This window comes from Pseudalkalibacillus sp. JSM 102089, assembly GCF_041366475.1.
GTDB lineage: Bacteria > Bacillota > Bacilli > Bacillales > Guptibacillaceae > Guptibacillus > Guptibacillus hwajinpoensis_B.
The window spans coordinates 31,603-49,414 of sequence record NZ_JBEWYW010000015.1 but is presented as its reverse complement, the minus strand read 5'-3'; the positions used below and the strand labels follow the sequence as shown (position 1 = coordinate 49,414).

Sequence of the window (17,812 nt, the reverse complement as noted above, 5' to 3'; positions counted from 1 at the left end):
TGTTAGAGCATATGAGCAATATCTGAAGCTGAAGTAGGATAAGCAAAGATCATCTGTTTTAACTCATTAATGGGTATCTTAAACTGAATTGCCATAGCAAAATGGTTGATTAACTCATCAGCTTCCCCACTAATTAAATGAGCGCCTAAAATAAGTCCATTGTCTTTATTGGTGATGATTTTAAAGGCTGCATACGATTCATTTGTTCGTTTATACGTGTACCACCCTGCCATTTCTTGGTGATTCACTTCTACATTGATGCCGGAATCTTTTGCTTCTTGCTCACTCATTCCTGCAGAGGCCATTTTCGGTATAGTAAAAACAACAGAAGGCACAACAGGGTAATCGACATTTTTATGATTGCCATTTAATAAGTTTGATGCCACAACATGTGACTCTGTACTTGCCATTGGTGTCAACGGGGGTCCAGCTGTCGCTGCTACATCTCCAGCGGCATAAACATGAGGATTGCTTACGCTCTGAAGGTACTCGTTCACAATGACCCCTTGTTTTTCTCTCTCGACATTCCCTTGCTCCAAATTCATATCCAGGGCAGGAACACGCCCAGCACCGTGGACGACTAAATCAGCTGACCATGCTTTCTCCGTTCCTTTTTGATCTGCTTTCACAGTGAAACTTTGATCTTGTTTTTCAATTGACGTGACCGAAGTATTTAAATGAACATGTATGCCCACCTCTTTTGATTTTTGCATGAGCAAATCAACTAAATCCGCATCGAAGTTCTCTAGTGGTCGACTTCCTCTATGGAGGATATGAACCTCTGCCCCTGCTCTTGCTGCAACATGGGCAAACTCGAAAGAAATATATCCACCTCCTACGAATAGAATACGTTCTGGTAATTGATCCATTTCAAGAAACTCATCACTATGCGTAAAATACTCCTCTCCATCTATACCTAACGTTGCAGGTTGTGAGCCAGTAGCAAGAAGAATATGTTTTCCTTTCAAAACTTCTTCGTCTACTTTGATCACTGTTTCACTATGGAAGGATGCTTTTCCATGATACGTATCGATCCCACGTTTATTCAACCCTGCCTCTTTCTTCTCAGGGACGGAGCTTGTAAACGTGCGTTTGAACTTCATTAAGTCTTGCCAATTGATGGCGGTATCTTCATCGATTCCGTGACCGTCCATACGCTTGTTCCAATCCACTAATTCAGCTGCTCCTACAAGCACTTTTTTAGGATCACACCCTCGTAATGCGCACGTTCCTCCATAAGGTTTTTCATCGATCATCGCTACTTTCCAGCCTGCCTCATTACATTTCACTGCAGCGACTGATCCAGCAGAACCTGTTCCAATCACAATCAAATCATATTCTTTTGTTTCCATCCTAATCTCCTCCTCTTATTCCATTTTGTTATTATGTTCTACTTAGCCATTTTTATTGAGATACACTGACTGAGGATAAAACTGAAACCAAGGCTTTTTGAAGTGAGGATATAAAGGGACCCTTTTCAACTTTTCTCCTGCGAGGGGGCCAGTTATCGCTTCACCGAAAACATTCCATTCACTTTCCGTTTCTTTATCGATCAAATGCTTTCCATCTTTAAAGGCGAAAGTTAACATAAAATCCTCTATACTGGCCAAGTACAAAAAGGCTTGCCCGGAGTCCTTGCGAACTTCAATTCCCATGTCATTCACGTCAGAATTTGCAAAGATGACGTAAGGGATGTCATCCACTTCTATGTGAACAATTTTTTCTCGACGAATCTGCTCAAAGTCAATTGCTACGGGTCGCTGGTTTAGAAAAGTGGCCATAACCTTCGTTGTATCCACCATTTTTGCACCACGTTCCTTGAAGTCCCCTGTTTGATGCGCTGGGGGTAAGGGGTCGCGCTTCGTTTTAGTAAGGATTTTAGCAGCAGGATACCGAACAGCTACTTGGTCACCACTCAGAATGTAGCTGGGGATCATTTCTAGTTGACGTCCCGTCCATTCCCCGGCTATCCCTTCTCCAGTCAATTGTTGCCACCATGATTCCGTAACATCATCCCACATGACTAAATCATTATGGCGCAACATGCCACTTACACCTAAACGAAGAATTTGCTGATCCATCTTTCTTTTATAAACAATGGCACTATTACATAAAGGACAGAAGGTGACAGCAATGGGGGTATTATCTATTGAGTCGTTGACGATCTCATGCAACATCACATCGTCCACTCGGTAGACCTTGACTTCTCGCTCTCCTTCTATGACAATCATCGCATCATGGGATGGAAGATCGTGTATTGCTTCCGAAACGGTTTTAAAAAGTGGATGATCCAGAGGTGGAATTCCATCTCTCTGCACCCCCGGAGATTGAATGGTTTTCCAAAAATCCTCAACGTGGCGGTTGAAGTTGGTATTCGACCATTGTTTCTTAATGTCTTCTGAAATAATCGGATTGTTAAAAGGCATACTTCTTTCACTCCTCCTGCTCGTTTACTAAACTAGGCAAACCAAGTAATTCCCAAACCTAACACAATTTTTTTTAAAAAGCCTATGTAACGTAACTGGTTTCATATTATCGACCAGACTTGTTATCTTTTCCTAAATGGTTAATCTTTTCATGTGGAAATGTTCTTGTGCTGGCTTTAATGATGCATGTAAAAACGAGCACTTTATGTCTCTCCTCTCTTTCCTATCTATCTCTCTACTTACGCCTAATCTATACCCCAATTATCAAACGACTATGGTTCTAAAATAATAAGTGTAAGCTACCTTACAAATTCTGCGTTGCTATTCGTCAACCATTTCCGTGAACGTTTTGTGAAACCGCCCATTCTGTAAGACAGCCTACATAAAGCCTCACCTAAAGTCTATAGAGTATAACGTGTCCTAGTATGTACATCTAGTATGCCAGTTCCATTCTTGGAACCGGCAATACAAAAGGAGAGTCGTCATGACGTTTACAAACGAGTCGCTAGATCGTGTTTTTATTTATTTAGGACCTCTACCGATTTACTGGTATGGGGTCATCATTGCAACAGGAGCGTTTCTAGGCCTCTTTCTTGCTATGAAAGAATCCGAAAGGTTAGGTATTAAGAAAGACTATATTGTCGATATCGTCCTTTATGCTGTCCCGATCTCCCTAATCACTGCTAGATTTTACTATGTTCTTTTTGAATGGGAGCAATATGTAAATGGGCCGTTGTGGAGAGTTTTTGCGATTTGGGAAGGAGGCATAGCGATCCACGGAGCATTAATTGGTGCTTTCTTGACAGCTTATTTATATAGTAGACAAAAGAAGTTGTCATTTGGGTTGATGGCTGACATTGCCGCCCCAAGCATCATCTTAGGACAGGCCATCGGGCGATGGGGGAACTTCATGAACCAGGAGGCTCACGGTGGGCCAGTGTCAAATGAATTTTATCAAAATTACATGCGCTTTTTGCCAGACTTCATTAACCAACAGATGTTCATAGATGGCACGCTCTACCACCCTACATTTTTATATGAATCTCTATGGAACATCCTCGGTTTTCTTTTCTTGCTACTTCTGCGCTCTAAAGGAATGCCTAGACGTGGAGAGGTTTTCATGAGCTATGTCATCTGGTATTCTTTTGGTCGCTTTTTCATCGAAGGATTGCGAACAGATAGTCTTTATCTATTCGGCGAAATCAGAACAGCACAATTCCTTTCCATTCTCCTCATTTTAATCGCCGTGATTGGAATCACGTACAGGCGAAAAACGGGGTTAGCCAACAAATTTTATAATGGAAAGAAAGTGAAGTAGGTTGCAAGAGTAGATTTGATTACTCTTGCCATTAACCTTTTCGCTTTTGATTGGAATAACATCGGCATAACGTTTAGAAAGGAATGAACCCTCTTGGCATCAAAATCTCGTTGGGTAAAAATCATTTTGATTCTTATAGCTTTTAGTACTGCTTCTTACATCACTCATTTCCAATTGGAAATCCGACCTTCAGATATTCGTGATTTTATCTTGTCGTTCGGATGGTGGGGACCAGTGATCTTCTTCCTCATCTATACGATCGGTCCAATTGTCTTCTTCCCCACATCTGTTCTCTCTCTTGGTGCTGGGCTTGCGTTTGGCGTTTGGCCAGGCGTTCTCTACATTATTTTTGGAGCTACAGGAGCAGCCATGACGGGATATATCATGGCACGTTTGTTTGGTAGGTCCGTTTTAAAAATGGATAAGTCCTCTTGGTCCGAAAAACTGTTCAAACAAATGGAAGAACGTGGCTTTTTATACATTTTTATATTGAGACTTATTCCTATCGTCAGTTTCGACTTGCTTAGCTATGCCGGTGGGATTGCCAAGGTTCGTTTTAAGTCTTTTATCCTCGCTACCGTTTTTGGCATGATCCCTGGTACCTTTGCTTACAGTTTCTTAGGATCCAGTATCGCATCAGGCGACATCGTGACGATCATCCTCGCTGCAGCCGTATTTTTATGTTTAATTGGAGTGACTTACTACTTCCGAACTCCTGTTAAAAAGTGGCTTGGGCTGTCCACAGACTGAATGACAAACAAATAGTAAGTCTTATTACAGAATTTATTTTACTCCTTTCATATAATAGAATCATCAAATGAAAAGGAGTGTGTGAACGATGACAAACTCTGCAAGTAAGGCCATCAAGTATGGAATCATCGGTGGGGTCATCGGAGGTATCGTTTTTGGAATTATGATGCAGATGCAAGGAATGATACTCATGCTTGCTGGCACCATGGGTAGCGAAAGTGCTGTTATGGGATGGATGATTCATATGATCATAAGTGTGATATTCGGGGTATCTTTCGGGGTGTTGACCTTTGTCATTCGTAATATTTGGGCTTTAGCTATTGTTTTCGGTATTGGTATCTGGATTGTGGGTCCCCTTGTTATTATGCCTATGATGATGGGCATGGGTACAAATTTAGCGAATGCTTTTACACCTGATCAGCTAATGAGTCTTGCTACTCACTTATTCTTTTCATTTATTGTAGCCATTGTTTTTAATTTATTAGCAAAGAGAGCTTCAGTAAAGTCTGAAGTCGCCGCCTAAGACAAGATCAATACAATAAAAGCCCGGTTTCTTCGTCATCGAAGAAACCGGGCTTTTGAATGTCTAGCCAATTTTTTTAGTTATTTTTAATAGCATTCTTCTTCGAGTTGTATGATGGCTTGTTGAACAGCTTTTCCTGCAGCTGTAGCTAACCTTTACTCTCCATTCTCTCTTTCTTCATTTAGTCCGAGCCACTTTTTCACTTTATTTCTATAAAAGAACGAGACCAGTAGTAAAATAATGACCAGCAGGATCGCAATCACCACAATTAGTGGGTCTCTTGTCACTATGCTTGCTCCAATCGTTCCATAAACAAGAACGCCAGGGAGAATCCCAATCATTGTTGCACTTATATAAGAAGGAAATTTCACTTTCATTATGCCCGACAGATAACTTAGCAAACCGAAGCCCATGATAGGAATCAGCCGTAAGAGTAAAACAAACAAAAATCCTCTTTTATTAATTTGTTTTTCCGCCTTTTGGGACCATTGGTAGTTGTGTAAACGTAGGATTGACTTCCCAAAAAAACGCCCAATGAGGTAACCTGTTGTAGCTGCTCCTCCAGCCCCTATCCATATATATATAACACCTGGCCAAATTCCATAAGCTAAGCCTGCACTCATAGACAATACGGATGACGGAAACATAATGAATGGTCCAATCAAGTAAGCAAAAATAAAGATGAATGGTGACATCCAACCAAAAGAAGTTATAAATGGTTGGATATCTTTCGGGGTAATGTTCCATCTAAAATAAAGGAAGTAAATGATAGAGGAGACTAGGATGCCGAAGAAAAGGACTCTTACCGCAATACCTGCACGGCTCAATTGCCTGCACCTTCTTACTAATAGTGACGTGTTCCTTCATTATATCCTTTTCCATCTTCATTAGATGTAAGCGAAAATACACTTCTCTTTAATCTTCTTATCCCTACTTGATGAAGAAAAGGCACAAACTTCACCTACAGTCAAAAGCTGTATCAGAGATTTTTAAATCTCTGATACAGCTTTTGTTATGTTTCTCCATTTATATATTGCGCTCGGATCATCTCTATCATATCTCTCAGAATAAAGGCATCTTGGTAATTCTTCATTAAGAGAATGCTACCTTCAATTTGGGCAACTACTGCACGGGCTTTCTGTAAAGCTTTGTGCTCTCCCTGGAGATCGTTTATAACCACTTCTAAATTATGGATCCATTCATGGAATAACTCATTAATTTTTCTGCGAAACTCCTCGTCATGTTCACTCATCTCTAAAGCCAAATTTCCAAAAGGACAACCACTGATTTTGGAAGGGCAACTGTGGTATTGAATCGCCCAATGCAACATATTCTCCATTTTTTTCATGGAAGAATCTTCTGAATTAAAGATTCCATAAATCAGTTCATCACGCCACATGTTCACATAAAAATCAACAACATGTAACCCTACATCTCTTTTAGAAGTGAAGTAATGATAAAACTGACCCTTTCCAATTCCTGAGGCGTTTATAATCTCACTTAGCTTTGTTGATTCGTACCCTTTGGAATGAATCAACTCAGCAGTATTTTTGACAATCTGTTCTTTTTTTGTGTTCACATCAATCACCTGGTATTGTGTTTTTACCAACTAGTCGGTACAATAATACTTTAACATATTTACGATCATAGATACAATTCATGTAAGAGGAACATTTGATTAGATTGAGATCCCAACGGTGTCCCACGGTTTTCCACTTTCTTCTTTCATGGTGTATCGCTTTCTCTACTTGTAAATTTGTTTCATTGCGATTAATATTTATCCACGAGCCCCTCATCCGTAAGCTTTGTATTGGATTGATTTTTAATTAACTACATACATTTAACTATAGGAAAAATTTATAACATACTTTTAATGAGGTGAATAAAGATGGATAAACTTGCACTATTATCTCAAATTAGCTTATTTGAAGAACTATCTCAAGATGAGTTGATGAGTATTGATCAAATGAGCGAAATGAGCCCTGTAAAAAAGGGCACAGTCATAGTTTCACCCGAAAATCCTATTGATGCCTTATTTTTATTAAAAAAAGGACAAGTTCGCTTATATCGAATGAATGAGGAAGGCAAACAATTCACCTTGGACATTCTGGTAGATGGCAACATATTTGGTGAAACGTCCACCATCAGTTTAACGGATGATCAAACTTATGCAGAAGCTATGACAGATACGTACATTTGCACGCTTAGTCACAATGACTATGAGCAATTCATTAAACAGAATCCCCATGTTGCTTTGAAACTCATTGATATCCTTTCTTCACGATTAAAAGATTTTTACAGCCTGAGTGAAAAAATTGCTTTAAGTGGCGTAAAACACAGGTTATTGTATCTTTTGTTGATGCTAAGCCAAAAAACTGGTCGGCGAAAACAAAATTGGCAAACGATTGAAATGAAACTTACCCATCAAGACCTCGCCAATATGATTGGTACAACCCGTGAAACGACAAGCGCTATTATGAGTCAATTAAAAAAGGAAAACTACATTAGAAAAGTCCGATATTTAGCGATCGATGCGGATAAAACACAAGAATTCTTAAACCATTCATAAGTTCAGGGTTTTGGTCAATCCATCAGGCTTTCTTTTGTAGCGTATGTGTTTCCTCTTCCTTCTTAAGACATAAGAAATGAGGACCTTTATGGTCCCCATTTTTTATGTTTTTTCTATCCACTCCATGATTCCACTTAAATCACTATAGACCGTGTCAGGCTGAATATTAAGTTCTTCATATACAAGATCCTTCCGGTTGATCCATGCAGTATGGAAGCCGAAGCTCTTAGCCCCTGTAATATCCCATGGATTCGAGGACATGAAAAGGATCTCTTCTCTTTTCAATTCCAGCTTTTCTAACGCATGATTGTATGCAGCAGGTGTCGGTTTATATTGTTTAATTTCGTCTGCACTAATCACCAAATCGATTGATAACTGTATATTTGATTGCTCAACTAATGGATCGATCATATTTTTGGAACCATTAGAGAACACTACAAGCTTTTTTTGAGACAGTTGTTGTAACACCGTTTCTACCTCTTCAAAAAGATCAAGCTTTAAATAGGCGTCCATTAGGCGCTTCTCATTTTCTTTTGAAAGCTCAGCGCCATTCTCTTTACAGGCATAGTTCAAAGCATCCTTCGTAATATCATCAAAAGGTTTGTACCGTTGCATCAACTGTCTTAGAAAGAAATACTCGAGCTGCTTTTTTCTCCAAGACTGACTGATAGCATCACCTTTACTTGGGAAAACCTCGTTACACTCTTTTCCAACAGAATGAACATCAAACAATGTTCCATATGCGTCAAATACCAATGCTTTAATCATTTATGTAACCTCCCTATCTTTATATCCTTTTAACATACTACCCACACAGAAGATAAGGAAACCTCTTATAAAAAAGATGTAACGCAACTTACAATTTATATCTATGTTTTAACTAATCAGCAAATTGAATTATCTTTATTTTCTCTGATCCTGAGTACAATAAGCTTATTACCTCAAAAAGGAGTGTTTATTATTGACTACATTCAAATTGATGCAACAAGCCCCGGACTTTACACTGTCTAGCGTTTCCGGTGAGAAGTATACCTTTTCTGACGTCCTCAAACAACAGAATACCCAGTGGCACTTGATCATTTTCTTCCGAGGTTCATGGTGTCCCGCGTGTATGAGTGAGTTGCAAGAGCTTGAAGAAAGCAAAGGCTATTTCGAGAAGCAGCAAATTCACCTAATGACGGTTACGTATGATGAAAAGGACAGCTTAGAGAAAATGGTACAAGAACATGGATTCACTTTCCCCGTATTGATTGATGAAAATTTAGAATTTTTAAAAGCCTACGGTGTACATTTCCATGATGAACAAGCCCCATATGAAGACCATGGCACTCATGGAGAGCCTGCTTACTTTTTAATGAATGAAACAGGAAAAGTTTTATATCAGCAAAGACAAACAAGTCCTTTTGGACGTCCCAATCCGAAAGAGTTACGAAAAATCATTCAGTATATTAAGAAAAACTTAAAATAAGAAAGATGCCACCTATATATAGTAAATAACCAAGTCTTGTCCTATTTTACTGGACAAGACTTGGTTATTAGGAAGAGTTTGCTTCCGTCATTTCCAGAATATTACGACCAATCGATACTCCCTTCTCATGTATCAGTACAGGTGTATAGACTTCACCAATCAACTCTTTTAATTCATTTCTTGCACTACTTTTTTCAAGGATATTGATTCTTTTAAAAGGGATATCCTTTTTGTTCAAATGCTGGATAGCCTGGGCACAGATAGGACAACCATCCATCATATAGAGAATATTCATCATTTATCTCCTCTTCGCATTAAGAATGAGAACGACAACAGACATCGATTCATATCGCAATTTTTCTCCCGGGCTGGTTTTAACAACAATTAGTTATGTCCATTTTCCCTGTCACTTACAGTTCAAACCTCAAAAGAAAAACCCACTTCATTCACCCATCAATGAATTCCCACCTTAAAACATTTCTACATCTTATTTTCTTTTATTATAAAGGTTATAAAAGAGAAGAGCTGTAAGACGTCTTACATGTGATGGTAGTGTCTAATTTAATATAAAATCCCGCCTTGAGTAAACTCAAGACGGGATGATTTTTCATTTATGCTTTTACCCAATTAGGGATCATTTCAACATCAGCAGCTACCATTGTTGTATAAACAGGGCAACGTTGATCGACTTTTTCTTGTAATTCTAACAAACGCTCTTCAGTTTCGTTGGTGTGTACAGTCGCATTGACCGTAATCTTTTGGAAGTAAGGGCGTACGCCTTCCTCACCCATCATGCCGCGAGGATCCAATTCACCATTCACTTCAAAATCGATGCCTTGAAGATCGAATTCCATTTCCTTTGCAACAAAGTTTGCAATAGCATTTTCACAACCAACTAACGAGATAAGCAATGTAGCTAAAGGATTAGCCCCTTCATCTGTTCCTCCCATTTTTGCTGGTTCGTCAATTACAACCGTGTGCCCGTGAGATTTACCTTCTGTATTCATTCCTTTAGATACTGCGGTAATTTTTTCGTTCATTTTTGCCATTTTAAATTCTCCTCTCAACCTCGATGTAATTATTACCGGAAATTCAAAACCAACCGGTTGGTACAAAAATAACTATATCAAGAATAAAATAACCATGCAATGACTGAGTTCCTTTTAGTAAGATAGCTTACATTTTCAATGAGAGGGGCTATCTAAATAGCTTTTTGTATGACTAACCCACCCGCCTTTACATGATAGGGGGGTGACAGATCTATTGTTGGAAGATGCAAGGAGAGATGAATTATTATCGTAAAAACGATGTCTAGAGTTAACGTGGAGAGAGTGACATTCTCTCTTTGGTTCTATGTGAACGCATTGTTAAACAAATGTTAGTTACTAATAATCCGTATGAATTACGTTTTCCCCATTTTGGTTTGCCTTTTTTTTGAGCTTGCCAAGTCTTAATCACTTACCACACCCTTTCTTGAAGGCAAAATGATTTCTATAAATTTAAGTTCCATTACATAATTCCAATTATTTCAAAACATCCAAATTAGTTAAAAAAGAAATGAGCCTATCTTATACAGATAAGCTCCGAGATTGTTTAACATAAGAAAATTCGATCAAGTAAGATTCCTTCTTACTAAAAAAGAAAAAATTGACCTTCTAGAATAGATAGAAGATCAATTTTTAATACCACCTCGTACTCATTAACCCCATACTCCTCCGTTACGATTGTCTTTAGCCATTTTTTTTAATTTATCTTGTTCTTCTTTAGTTAATTTCTTTTCACCAGTAGCATGCTTAATAATTTCTTTCAGCTTTATATTACTCTCCGTATTGTGCTTTTTATCCTCATTAACCATCGACTTAACCTCCTCTCTTGTGCCTACATCAAGTTAATTGATTGATAATACAATTATGCCATAAAATTCCAAATGCACTTTTGATTAAACACCTATAGATTCTTTCACAATAGCTCCGAGATTGTGTATAAACAATTATAAATTTATTTCTTTTTTGTAGTATCCTTCGAAGGACCTGTAAATGGGTTTATCTCAAATGTTAAATCTTTTCCTGCTTCTTTTTCTTCTTTTGAAACTCTTTTTCCTAACGATACATAATACAAAGTAAATGCACCAAAACTTAGTAGTCCTCCAATAAGTTTTATCCAGAATGCTGAATCATTCAATTCAACCACCTCCGTTTAATTAGAATTATATGCCTCATTTATGGACCATTTGTTCAATTCCAATTATTTCAAAACAAAGTGTTAAGTACAATTCTTTTATTTTTAGAAGAGACTAATCTTTTTAAAGATAAGCTCCGAGATACTGGAGCAATCATCTAGCCTATTAGTTTCTAATATATAACAACAAAAGACCAGAATTTACGGTTTAACATTTACTATGTAAGCAGTCGAAGGTTATGATTCAAAATAGATAACATAAATAGAAACAAGCCAAAACAAAGCAATTAGTAGACGAGGATCTTTGTATTCAAGTTTTTCAAATTCATTTATTTTGTTTATATTAAATGTTAAAGCTTTGGCTCTCTTAATTAGTTTGGAGTTAAATGTAAATAGAACAAACAATATAATTGGGAGAATAAGGATGTCGAATTTTACTATCTTATCTCTTAGTCCTTCTCCAATATTTAAACTGGACATTAACATTGGCAATGATAACCCGTATAAAAACAATGCATTTTGTAACCAAAAGACTATAAAAATTTTTTCACGCTTTTTTATAAGTACATATATCAGAATTATTGTTGGGATAACAAATAAGAATATACCGATACCTAATGAAATCTTTCTTCACCACACTAGTTGATTTTTATTAATATGACAGCGAATTAGTTTGTGCTTCAAACACTCCGAGTTTATTGAATATCAAAACAAAGTAAAGAGGTAATACTTTAACTCAAAGCAAGTAAAATTACGCGATGGAAACTCAGCCATAACCAATTGTTTCCTGTACCCAATAATCCCATGTCTCTTAATTAAATAAACAAGTTCAAGTAATACCATCTTAAAAAACTTATCATAGGAGTATTCAGTTTTATTTTCCAAGTTTTTTAATGGGGTGCCTAGCTTTGGTTGACCTTTTAAACTAGGAAATATAATTATAAAATTCGTAAAAGTATAACCACCATAGTAGTAAAGGAAAAACAACCGATGCAACTTTAGATTGATAAACAGTTAAACTCGGCAGATTAAATCTAGTTGATACCCAGTATATACTGAAACTAATTCCTAATAATATTAAATTCATAGATAAAAAAAAGAGCCCAATATTTTTATCTATATCGATCCAATACCCCTGGGTAAAACCGATAATAAAGTAAGTAAAGAAAGCTATAGAGACAAGAAAAGTTGCGGACATTTTCAAAAAAGTGTATTCTTTATTTTCAAAAATCCTAAGTGCTATCAGCATTATTGAAAAAACAATAACAAATTCAATAATTTCTTCTGGTGATGTTAAGTCTATCCTCAAAAAGTTCTCTCCCCAATCACCCTATTCCAGAATTTGAATATTCCTTGATAAACTCTTTCTTTATTCAACATTCTGCTCCAATTTAATCGTATAGAAAATTACCCACTAATCCAATTAAAAGCATCAATATAAAACTCCCAAACAGAAAATATCCGATTAACTTAATGGGTAAAGGAAGTCTTCCTCCACGTGTTTTTGGTAACCCTTCGATGTTTTGTTTATGTGCTATGGCATCATTGAAAGGCTTATTTTCATTTCCATTGTTCATAGACAATTTAGTACCTCCAATAATACTTACGAAGTAGCCCCTGATTTAGTTTCAAATCGTCCATTATCTCGAATTCAAGTCTTCCAGATAACTGCCCTTTAATTGAACAACTACTTCTATTATCCTCATAACCAATATTAACATATTATTCCACAAAATCACTGAACTTCCCTATTCACAAAACATAATTTCTAATAAACTTCGGTTAAAAACATTCAAAAAAGAAAAGACTAGAAGCATTCTATTGTATTGGAAAGGAATCATTTCCTGTTATTCATACAAACTTCTGTGACGCTGTTCTTCCGGTGCCTGTAGTGATGATTTTATACAATTAATCAAGATTCTCACACCGATACTTGGACTTTTGTTCCAACATCTAAGACTTGTGATATCAGACTTTTATAGCCATCCTCGTCACCTTGTAACTGGTATCTTTATGGTTATTTTTACGGATATACGGCGATTGGAAACTATGCATCCTTAAAGACATTGCTTTTAGCATTAAAGAAGAAAAGAAGTAATAAAGAAATAAAGAACATTTTCATAATCGAATGTCAATCCATATTCAAAGAGCGGACTTCCCAAATCCGGAAGTCCGCTCTTTTGTCTTTGTTTTATTCTTCGCCTAGTTCAACGTTATGATATACCTGTTGCACATCTTCTAATTCTTCAAGCGCATCGATCATTTTTAAGAACTGCTCCTGTTCTTCTCCGGCAAGCTCAACGTCGTTTTGTGCAAGCATCGTAAGTTCAGCTACGGTAAACTCAGTAATCCCCGCATTTTTAAATGCTTCCTGCACCGCATGGAACTGGTCAGGCTCAGCATAGACGATAACAACCTCATTTTCTTCCATAATGTCACGCACATCTAGATCTGCTTCCATTAACAGCTCAAGTACTTCATCTGCTGATTTGCCTTCAATCCCGAATACGGCTGTTGAGTCGAACATGTAGGCAACTGAACCGTTCACGCCCATGTTTCCACCATTTTTCCCAAATGTTGAACGAACGTCAGATGCCGTGCGGTTTACGTTGTTTGTTAACGTATCAACGATCACCATGGATCCGCTTGGACCAAATCCTTCATAACGAAGCGTGTCGTAATTTTCATCCGCTCCGCCTTTCGCTTTTTCAATCGCACGGTCAATAATTGCTTTTGGTACGTTGTATGTTTTCGCACGTTCGAGAACTAAGCGAAGAGCCTGGTTAGCTACTGGATCCGGTTCCCCCTGCTTTGCTGCTACATAAATTTCACGACCAAACTTTGCATAAATTCGACTTGTATTCGCATCTTTTGATGCTTTCTTTTCCTTAATGTTATTCCATTTACGGCCCATTCTATTTCACTCTTTTCTACTAGTTATCTGTTGCATGACAAATTCACATTACTCTTTATACGTCTCGTCAATTATACCATATTTTACAGTTAACATTTGCTTGAGGGACTTGGCTCAAATTGAAATAATAGTAAACTAATAGAAAAGAGGAGTGATGATTTGAGTCAGAAAAGATTGCGAGATTACGGAGTTACCATTGGGGAAATGGAACCAGGCGAAAAAAATGCGATTACGGACGTGGAAGGAGTAACCGTCGGACATACTACTCTAAATAATGGGGAAGTGCAAACTGGCGTAACAGCGATCTTACCCCATCAAGGGAATTTGTTTCAGAATAAACTAATTGCATCGTCCTATATTCTTAACGGGTTTGGTAAAACAATGGGAACCATTCAGCTGAATGAGCTTGGTACGCTTGAGACGCCAATTATCTTAACGAATACGTTAAGTATCGGAACGGCTGCCGATGCGGTGTTTGATTATATGTTGGAACAAAATCCTGAGATTGGCAACACGACCGGGACTGTTAATCCTATTATCGGCGAATGTAATGATATGTTCTTAAATGATATTCGAGAACGTCACGTTCGAAAGCATCACGTTCATGAAGCAATCGCAAATACTTCTAGTACATTTGAGGAAGGCTCTGTTGGAGCTGGGAGAGGCATGCTATGCTACTCGTTAAAAGGTGGAATTGGCACTGCTTCAAGAAAAATAAAACTCCAACATGGGAGCTATACCCTCGGTGTCCTTGTTGTCACGAACTTTGGTATTCTTCGTGATCTGCACGTGAATGGAAAGAAAGTAGGCAAAAAGTTAAAAGAAGCTCTTCTACATTCATGGGAAGAAAGAGATAAAGGGTCCGTCATGGTGATTGTTGCAACAGATCTTCCCGTTTCTGAAAGACAACTTCATCGTATTATTAAACGGGCTTCTACAGGTCTTGCAAGAACAGGATCCATTATCACAACAGGTAGTGGCGAGGTTATCATTGGGTTTTCCACCGCTAACACAGTCTCTCATCAATATAAACCGCAAACTCAAACACTGGAAACCATGCATGAAGAAGAAATCGACACCGCTTTTCGTGCCGTTGGGGAAGCAACGGAAGAAGCCGTTCTGAATTCATTAGTAACCGCAACACATGTAATTGGACGAGCTAATAATGAGAGACCAACGTTAATGGATTTACTTCAGAAATTTAGTATGAAACTTACATAAGGAAATCCTCCTGTCGAAATGACAGGAGGATTTTCATTAACGGTTTCGTGCTACATAAGGATAGATTGGGTTTTTCAATTGGAATTCATACGTATTGCCATCAACGATTCCAACGACCCTATTGCTATCGTAAAGATCTAGCATAAAGTCTGCCATTTCTTTTGCTGTATGAAACTTTGGCACAGTGCCTTCATATTCGAAATTATCTACATCCATTGAACGGTTTGCAAATTCTGTCTCCGTCGCTGCAGGTGCCAGAACTTTAGCCTGCATTTTTGCCCCCTGTCCTTGAAGCTCCTGTGCAAGACCTTCTGTAAAGGCACTTACAAAGAATTTCGTTGCACAATACGTCACGGCATCGGCTACGATCGTATAGCCTCCACCAGATGAAACGTTAATCAATTGCGTTCCTTCTACATTCGCATAGTCACGAACATACAAGGACGAAAGAATCGTTAACGCCTCATTGTTCAAACGAAGCATTGTTTCAATTTTAGGAAGCTTCTGCTCACCAACTGGATCGAAATTACCGAATCCTGCATTGTTAATGAATGTTTCAATTTCAATATTTTCTAAGCTTTCATAGAATGCGTAAACATTATCATTCAAAGATAAATCCGCTTCACGAATAATCACATCAAGGTCAGAATTGATCTTGTGTACTTCGCTTTTCAATTCTTCTAATTTCGCTGTGCGACGCGCGACAATCACAAGGTTCTTCCCTCTTGCCGCAAACGCTAGTGCAGCTTCATATCCAATACCTGAACTTGCTCCTGTAATAACGGTGTACTTCATGCCAATCCCTCCACTTAGTCATTATGATACAATCTTATTGTAGACGTTTGAGTGCACTCTAAGTCAAACGATAACTAAAAAGTGAGAGGCGATTGAATGTACTCGATAAGTGAAATAGCCGAAAAGGTTGACATAAGTGCTCATACCCTTCGTTATTATGAAAAAGAAGGAATCATTGATCCTATTCGTAATGATAGTGGTGTTAGACAATTCGACGAAAAGCACTTGCAATGGTTGCAATTTGTTAAGAAATTAAGAGAAACCCAAATGCCCGTATCCCAGATCAAAGAATATACGATGCTATTTCTAGAAGGAGAGCACACGGCGAATGCCCGTCTTAATCTCCTTGAAGAACACCAGCAGTATATTCGTGATCAAATAGAAACACTGCTCGCGACGGATGACATGTTAACAAAGAAGATTTCAACTTATAAAGAACTCATGAGAGAATCTTTAGTTAAATAATGGAGAAAAAAGCCCGATTCCTTTCGTGCGTTAGAAAGGAATCAGGCTTTGATCACTATTCATCGTTTACTTGTTTCTTTCGCTACTCCAAATGCGCATTACTTGTTCAGCTGAAAAAGCAAGTTGTGCTTTCGTGATGTCTGGTTTAAGCGCATGTTGTAGTGAATGGCATCCCTGCTGTATCGAAACAACTCCCGTTAATTTCTAATATAAGTTATGCACTGGTTCAACGACCTGCCCTGCTAATGCAAAGCAAGAAACACGATGCTTTTTGGCTAGTTCTCCAACACCAGCTGGTACTTTCCCATAAGCCGTTTGACAATCGATTTGCCCTTCACCAGTAAAGGCAATGTCTACGACAGACAGCTTTTCTTCAACTTTCAAAAGTTGAAGCATCCACTTTATACCGGGTACATAAGTTGCACCAAGAGAATAGAGAGCTCCGCCAATTCCACCGGCTGCACCAGCACCTTTTTGTCGTTCGGATATAGAAAGAAGGTCTGCCACTCTATGAAGGGCAGCATCGTAGGAGGGAATCTCTTCTTTCTTCATCCCTTTTTGTGGTCCAAAAACATAAGCCGCTCCACGTTTTCCTGCGTAAGAATTATCTACATCTGTCACCAAATAGAGGTTAGCGCTCAGCTTCATGTTACTTTTACGGATCGTCATAGTATGTTGCAAAGGATTCTGGAGGAGTGGCAGTTCTTTACCGGAGTGATCTAAACACGTATATCCAAGTGCTTGTAACAATCCAAGTCCTCCATCCGTTGTACCAGTCCCCCCGAGAAAAACGTAAATGTCACTTGCGCCTTTGTCCTCTGCATCCTGAATTAATTCACCGACACCGTAGCTTGTTAACCGTGAAGGTTTAAGTTCTTCAGAAGAGATCAAGTGCAATCCAACGGCTTCAGCTGATTCAATATAAGCAGTTTGACTCGCTCGATAATACCGAGCTTTCTTTAACTTCCCATCTAGCTGATGAATCTGCGCCGTCTCGAACTGTCCGGGAATTGTCTGGATTGCCTCTAGTGACCCTTCTCCTCCATCTGCTACAGGAATAATTTCAACGAAACTATTTGGGAAGACTCTCTTAACACCTACCTTAACCGCTTCACCTGCATCCTTCGAGGAAAGAGAACCTTTGAATGAGTCCATTGCAATCAATACATTCATTTCTCCACCTCC

Annotated in this window: 20 protein-coding genes; 7 read left to right on the top strand and 13 right to left on the bottom strand. The window is 38.3% G+C overall.

Annotated features, from left to right (window positions below; translation table 11 throughout):
* Positions 1-2: 2 nt before the first annotated feature.
* Complete coding sequence (locus tag ABVF21_RS20585; RefSeq protein WP_371018887.1) at positions 3-1,352, bottom strand: dihydrolipoyl dehydrogenase family protein; 1,350 nt, start codon at positions 1,350-1,352, stop codon at positions 3-5.
* A gap of 42 nt (positions 1,353-1,394) precedes the next feature.
* Positions 1,395-2,426: a DUF3179 domain-containing (seleno)protein gene (locus tag ABVF21_RS20580; RefSeq protein ID WP_371018886.1), complete on the bottom strand. Its 1,032-nt coding sequence runs from the start codon at positions 2,424-2,426 to the stop codon at positions 1,395-1,397.
* A gap of 484 nt (positions 2,427-2,910) precedes the next feature.
* Here ABVF21_RS20580 and lgt point away from each other — a divergent pair, with 484 nt between their 5' ends.
* From lgt to ABVF21_RS20565, 3 genes are all read left to right on the top strand, one after another.
* Positions 2,911-3,744 (top strand): prolipoprotein diacylglyceryl transferase, encoded by an 834-nt coding sequence (gene lgt, locus ABVF21_RS20575; RefSeq protein ID WP_371018885.1) that lies wholly within the window; start codon positions 2,911-2,913, stop codon positions 3,742-3,744.
* A 93-nt stretch (positions 3,745-3,837) separates the two neighbouring features.
* Complete coding sequence (locus ABVF21_RS20570; RefSeq protein WP_371018884.1) at positions 3,838-4,494, top strand: TVP38/TMEM64 family protein; 657 nt, start codon at positions 3,838-3,840, stop codon at positions 4,492-4,494.
* A gap of 88 nt (positions 4,495-4,582) precedes the next feature.
* Positions 4,583-5,017: a hypothetical protein gene (locus ABVF21_RS20565; RefSeq protein WP_371018883.1), complete on the top strand. Its 435-nt coding sequence runs from the start codon at positions 4,583-4,585 to the stop codon at positions 5,015-5,017.
* 155 nt (positions 5,018-5,172) lie between these two features.
* Here ABVF21_RS20565 and ABVF21_RS20560 read toward each other — a convergent pair whose 3' ends face one another.
* Positions 5,173-5,844: a TVP38/TMEM64 family protein gene (locus ABVF21_RS20560; RefSeq protein WP_371018882.1), complete on the bottom strand. Its 672-nt coding sequence runs from the start codon at positions 5,842-5,844 to the stop codon at positions 5,173-5,175.
* 185 nt (positions 5,845-6,029) lie between these two features.
* Entirely contained in the window at positions 6,030-6,596 is a 567-nt protein-coding gene (locus tag ABVF21_RS20555; protein WP_371018881.1) for a TetR/AcrR family transcriptional regulator, read from the bottom strand.
* Positions 6,597-6,905: 309 nt separating this feature from the next.
* Between ABVF21_RS20555 and ABVF21_RS20550 the strand changes: the two genes are divergently transcribed.
* The gene (locus ABVF21_RS20550) at positions 6,906-7,586 is read left to right on the top strand and encodes a Crp/Fnr family transcriptional regulator (protein WP_371018880.1); all 681 of its coding nucleotides are present in this window, start codon (positions 6,906-6,908) and stop codon (positions 7,584-7,586) included.
* 102 nt (positions 7,587-7,688) lie between these two features.
* Here ABVF21_RS20550 and ABVF21_RS20545 read toward each other — a convergent pair whose 3' ends face one another.
* Positions 7,689-8,354 (bottom strand): haloacid dehalogenase type II, encoded by a 666-nt coding sequence (locus ABVF21_RS20545; RefSeq protein ID WP_371018879.1) that lies wholly within the window; start codon positions 8,352-8,354, stop codon positions 7,689-7,691.
* Between the two features lie 193 nt (positions 8,355-8,547).
* Here ABVF21_RS20545 and ABVF21_RS20540 point away from each other — a divergent pair, with 193 nt between their 5' ends.
* On the top strand, positions 8,548-9,054 hold the full coding sequence (locus tag ABVF21_RS20540; RefSeq protein WP_371018878.1) for a peroxiredoxin family protein: 507 nt from the start codon (positions 8,548-8,550) through the stop codon (positions 9,052-9,054).
* A 67-nt stretch (positions 9,055-9,121) separates the two neighbouring features.
* On the opposite strand, the gene ABVF21_RS20535 is transcribed toward ABVF21_RS20540, so the two are convergent.
* The 6 genes from ABVF21_RS20535 to ABVF21_RS20510 form a co-directional block, all read right to left on the bottom strand.
* The gene (locus ABVF21_RS20535) at positions 9,122-9,349 is read right to left on the bottom strand and encodes a glutaredoxin family protein (protein ID WP_371018877.1); all 228 of its coding nucleotides are present in this window, start codon (positions 9,347-9,349) and stop codon (positions 9,122-9,124) included.
* Between the two features lie 316 nt (positions 9,350-9,665).
* Positions 9,666-10,103 (bottom strand): OsmC family protein, encoded by a 438-nt coding sequence (locus ABVF21_RS20530; RefSeq protein WP_371018876.1) that lies wholly within the window; start codon positions 10,101-10,103, stop codon positions 9,666-9,668.
* 650 nt (positions 10,104-10,753) lie between these two features.
* A complete protein-coding gene (locus ABVF21_RS20525) occupies positions 10,754-10,909 on the bottom strand; it encodes a hypothetical protein (RefSeq protein ID WP_303536440.1) in 156 nt (51 codons plus the stop codon).
* A gap of 143 nt (positions 10,910-11,052) precedes the next feature.
* Positions 11,053-11,235, bottom strand: a complete 183-nt coding sequence (locus ABVF21_RS20520; protein WP_371018875.1) for a hypothetical protein — start codon at positions 11,233-11,235, stop codon at positions 11,053-11,055.
* A gap of 1,388 nt (positions 11,236-12,623) precedes the next feature.
* Complete coding sequence (locus ABVF21_RS20515; RefSeq protein WP_371018909.1) at positions 12,624-12,809, bottom strand: hypothetical protein; 186 nt, start codon at positions 12,807-12,809, stop codon at positions 12,624-12,626.
* A 614-nt stretch (positions 12,810-13,423) separates the two neighbouring features.
* The gene (locus tag ABVF21_RS20510; protein ID WP_371018874.1) at positions 13,424-14,146 is read right to left on the bottom strand and encodes a YebC/PmpR family DNA-binding transcriptional regulator; all 723 of its coding nucleotides are present in this window, start codon (positions 14,144-14,146) and stop codon (positions 13,424-13,426) included.
* A gap of 204 nt (positions 14,147-14,350) precedes the next feature.
* Between ABVF21_RS20510 and ABVF21_RS20505 the strand changes: the two genes are divergently transcribed.
* Positions 14,351-15,367 carry a P1 family peptidase gene (locus ABVF21_RS20505; protein WP_371018908.1) on the top strand — a complete coding sequence of 339 codons (1,017 nt, stop codon included), beginning with the start codon at positions 14,351-14,353 and terminating at the stop codon, positions 15,365-15,367.
* A gap of 36 nt (positions 15,368-15,403) precedes the next feature.
* On the opposite strand, the gene ABVF21_RS20500 is transcribed toward ABVF21_RS20505, so the two are convergent.
* Entirely contained in the window at positions 15,404-16,162 is a 759-nt protein-coding gene (locus ABVF21_RS20500; protein WP_371018873.1) for an SDR family NAD(P)-dependent oxidoreductase, read from the bottom strand.
* A gap of 96 nt (positions 16,163-16,258) precedes the next feature.
* Here ABVF21_RS20500 and ABVF21_RS20495 point away from each other — a divergent pair, with 96 nt between their 5' ends.
* Positions 16,259-16,627 (top strand): MerR family transcriptional regulator, encoded by a 369-nt coding sequence (locus ABVF21_RS20495; RefSeq protein ID WP_371018872.1) that lies wholly within the window; start codon positions 16,259-16,261, stop codon positions 16,625-16,627.
* A 204-nt stretch (positions 16,628-16,831) separates the two neighbouring features.
* Here the strand turns inward: ABVF21_RS20495 and ABVF21_RS20490 are convergent, their stop codons facing one another.
* Positions 16,832-17,800: a glycerate kinase gene (locus tag ABVF21_RS20490; RefSeq protein WP_371018871.1), complete on the bottom strand. Its 969-nt coding sequence runs from the start codon at positions 17,798-17,800 to the stop codon at positions 16,832-16,834.
* Positions 17,801-17,812 lie beyond the last annotated feature (12 nt).

Bases quoted from the DNA above. Each gene is read 5' to 3' on its own strand.
- ABVF21_RS20585 (WP_371018887.1), bottom strand. From the start codon at position 1,352: ATGGAAACAAAAGAATATGATTTGATTGTGATTGGAACAGGTTCTGCT.
- ABVF21_RS20580 (WP_371018886.1), bottom strand. From the start codon at position 2,426: ATGCCTTTTAACAATCCGATTATTTCAGAAGACATTAAGAAACAATGG.
- lgt (WP_371018885.1), top strand. From the start codon at position 2,911: ATGACGTTTACAAACGAGTCGCTAGATCGTGTTTTTATTTATTTAGGA.
- ABVF21_RS20565 (WP_371018883.1), top strand. From the start codon at position 4,583: ATGACAAACTCTGCAAGTAAGGCCATCAAGTATGGAATCATCGGTGGG.
- ABVF21_RS20550 (WP_371018880.1), top strand. From the start codon at position 6,906: ATGGATAAACTTGCACTATTATCTCAAATTAGCTTATTTGAAGAACTA.
- ABVF21_RS20545 (WP_371018879.1), bottom strand. From the start codon at position 8,354: ATGATTAAAGCATTGGTATTTGACGCATATGGAACATTGTTTGATGTT.
- ABVF21_RS20535 (WP_371018877.1), bottom strand. From the start codon at position 9,349: ATGAATATTCTCTATATGATGGATGGTTGTCCTATCTGTGCCCAGGCT.
- ABVF21_RS20530 (WP_371018876.1), bottom strand. From the start codon at position 10,103: ATGGCAAAAATGAACGAAAAAATTACCGCAGTATCTAAAGGAATGAAT.
- ABVF21_RS20525 (WP_303536440.1), bottom strand. From the start codon at position 10,909: ATGGTTAATGAGGATAAAAAGCACAATACGGAGAGTAATATAAAGCTG.
- ABVF21_RS20515 (WP_371018909.1), bottom strand. From the start codon at position 12,809: ATGAACAATGGAAATGAAAATAAGCCTTTCAATGATGCCATAGCACAT.
- ABVF21_RS20510 (WP_371018874.1), bottom strand. From the start codon at position 14,146: ATGGGCCGTAAATGGAATAACATTAAGGAAAAGAAAGCATCAAAAGAT.
- ABVF21_RS20505 (WP_371018908.1), top strand. From the start codon at position 14,351: ATGGAACCAGGCGAAAAAAATGCGATTACGGACGTGGAAGGAGTAACC.
- ABVF21_RS20500 (WP_371018873.1), bottom strand. From the start codon at position 16,162: ATGAAGTACACCGTTATTACAGGAGCAAGTTCAGGTATTGGATATGAA.
- ABVF21_RS20495 (WP_371018872.1), top strand. From the start codon at position 16,259: ATGTACTCGATAAGTGAAATAGCCGAAAAGGTTGACATAAGTGCTCAT.
- ABVF21_RS20490 (WP_371018871.1), bottom strand. From the start codon at position 17,800: ATGAATGTATTGATTGCAATGGACTCATTCAAAGGTTCTCTTTCCTCG.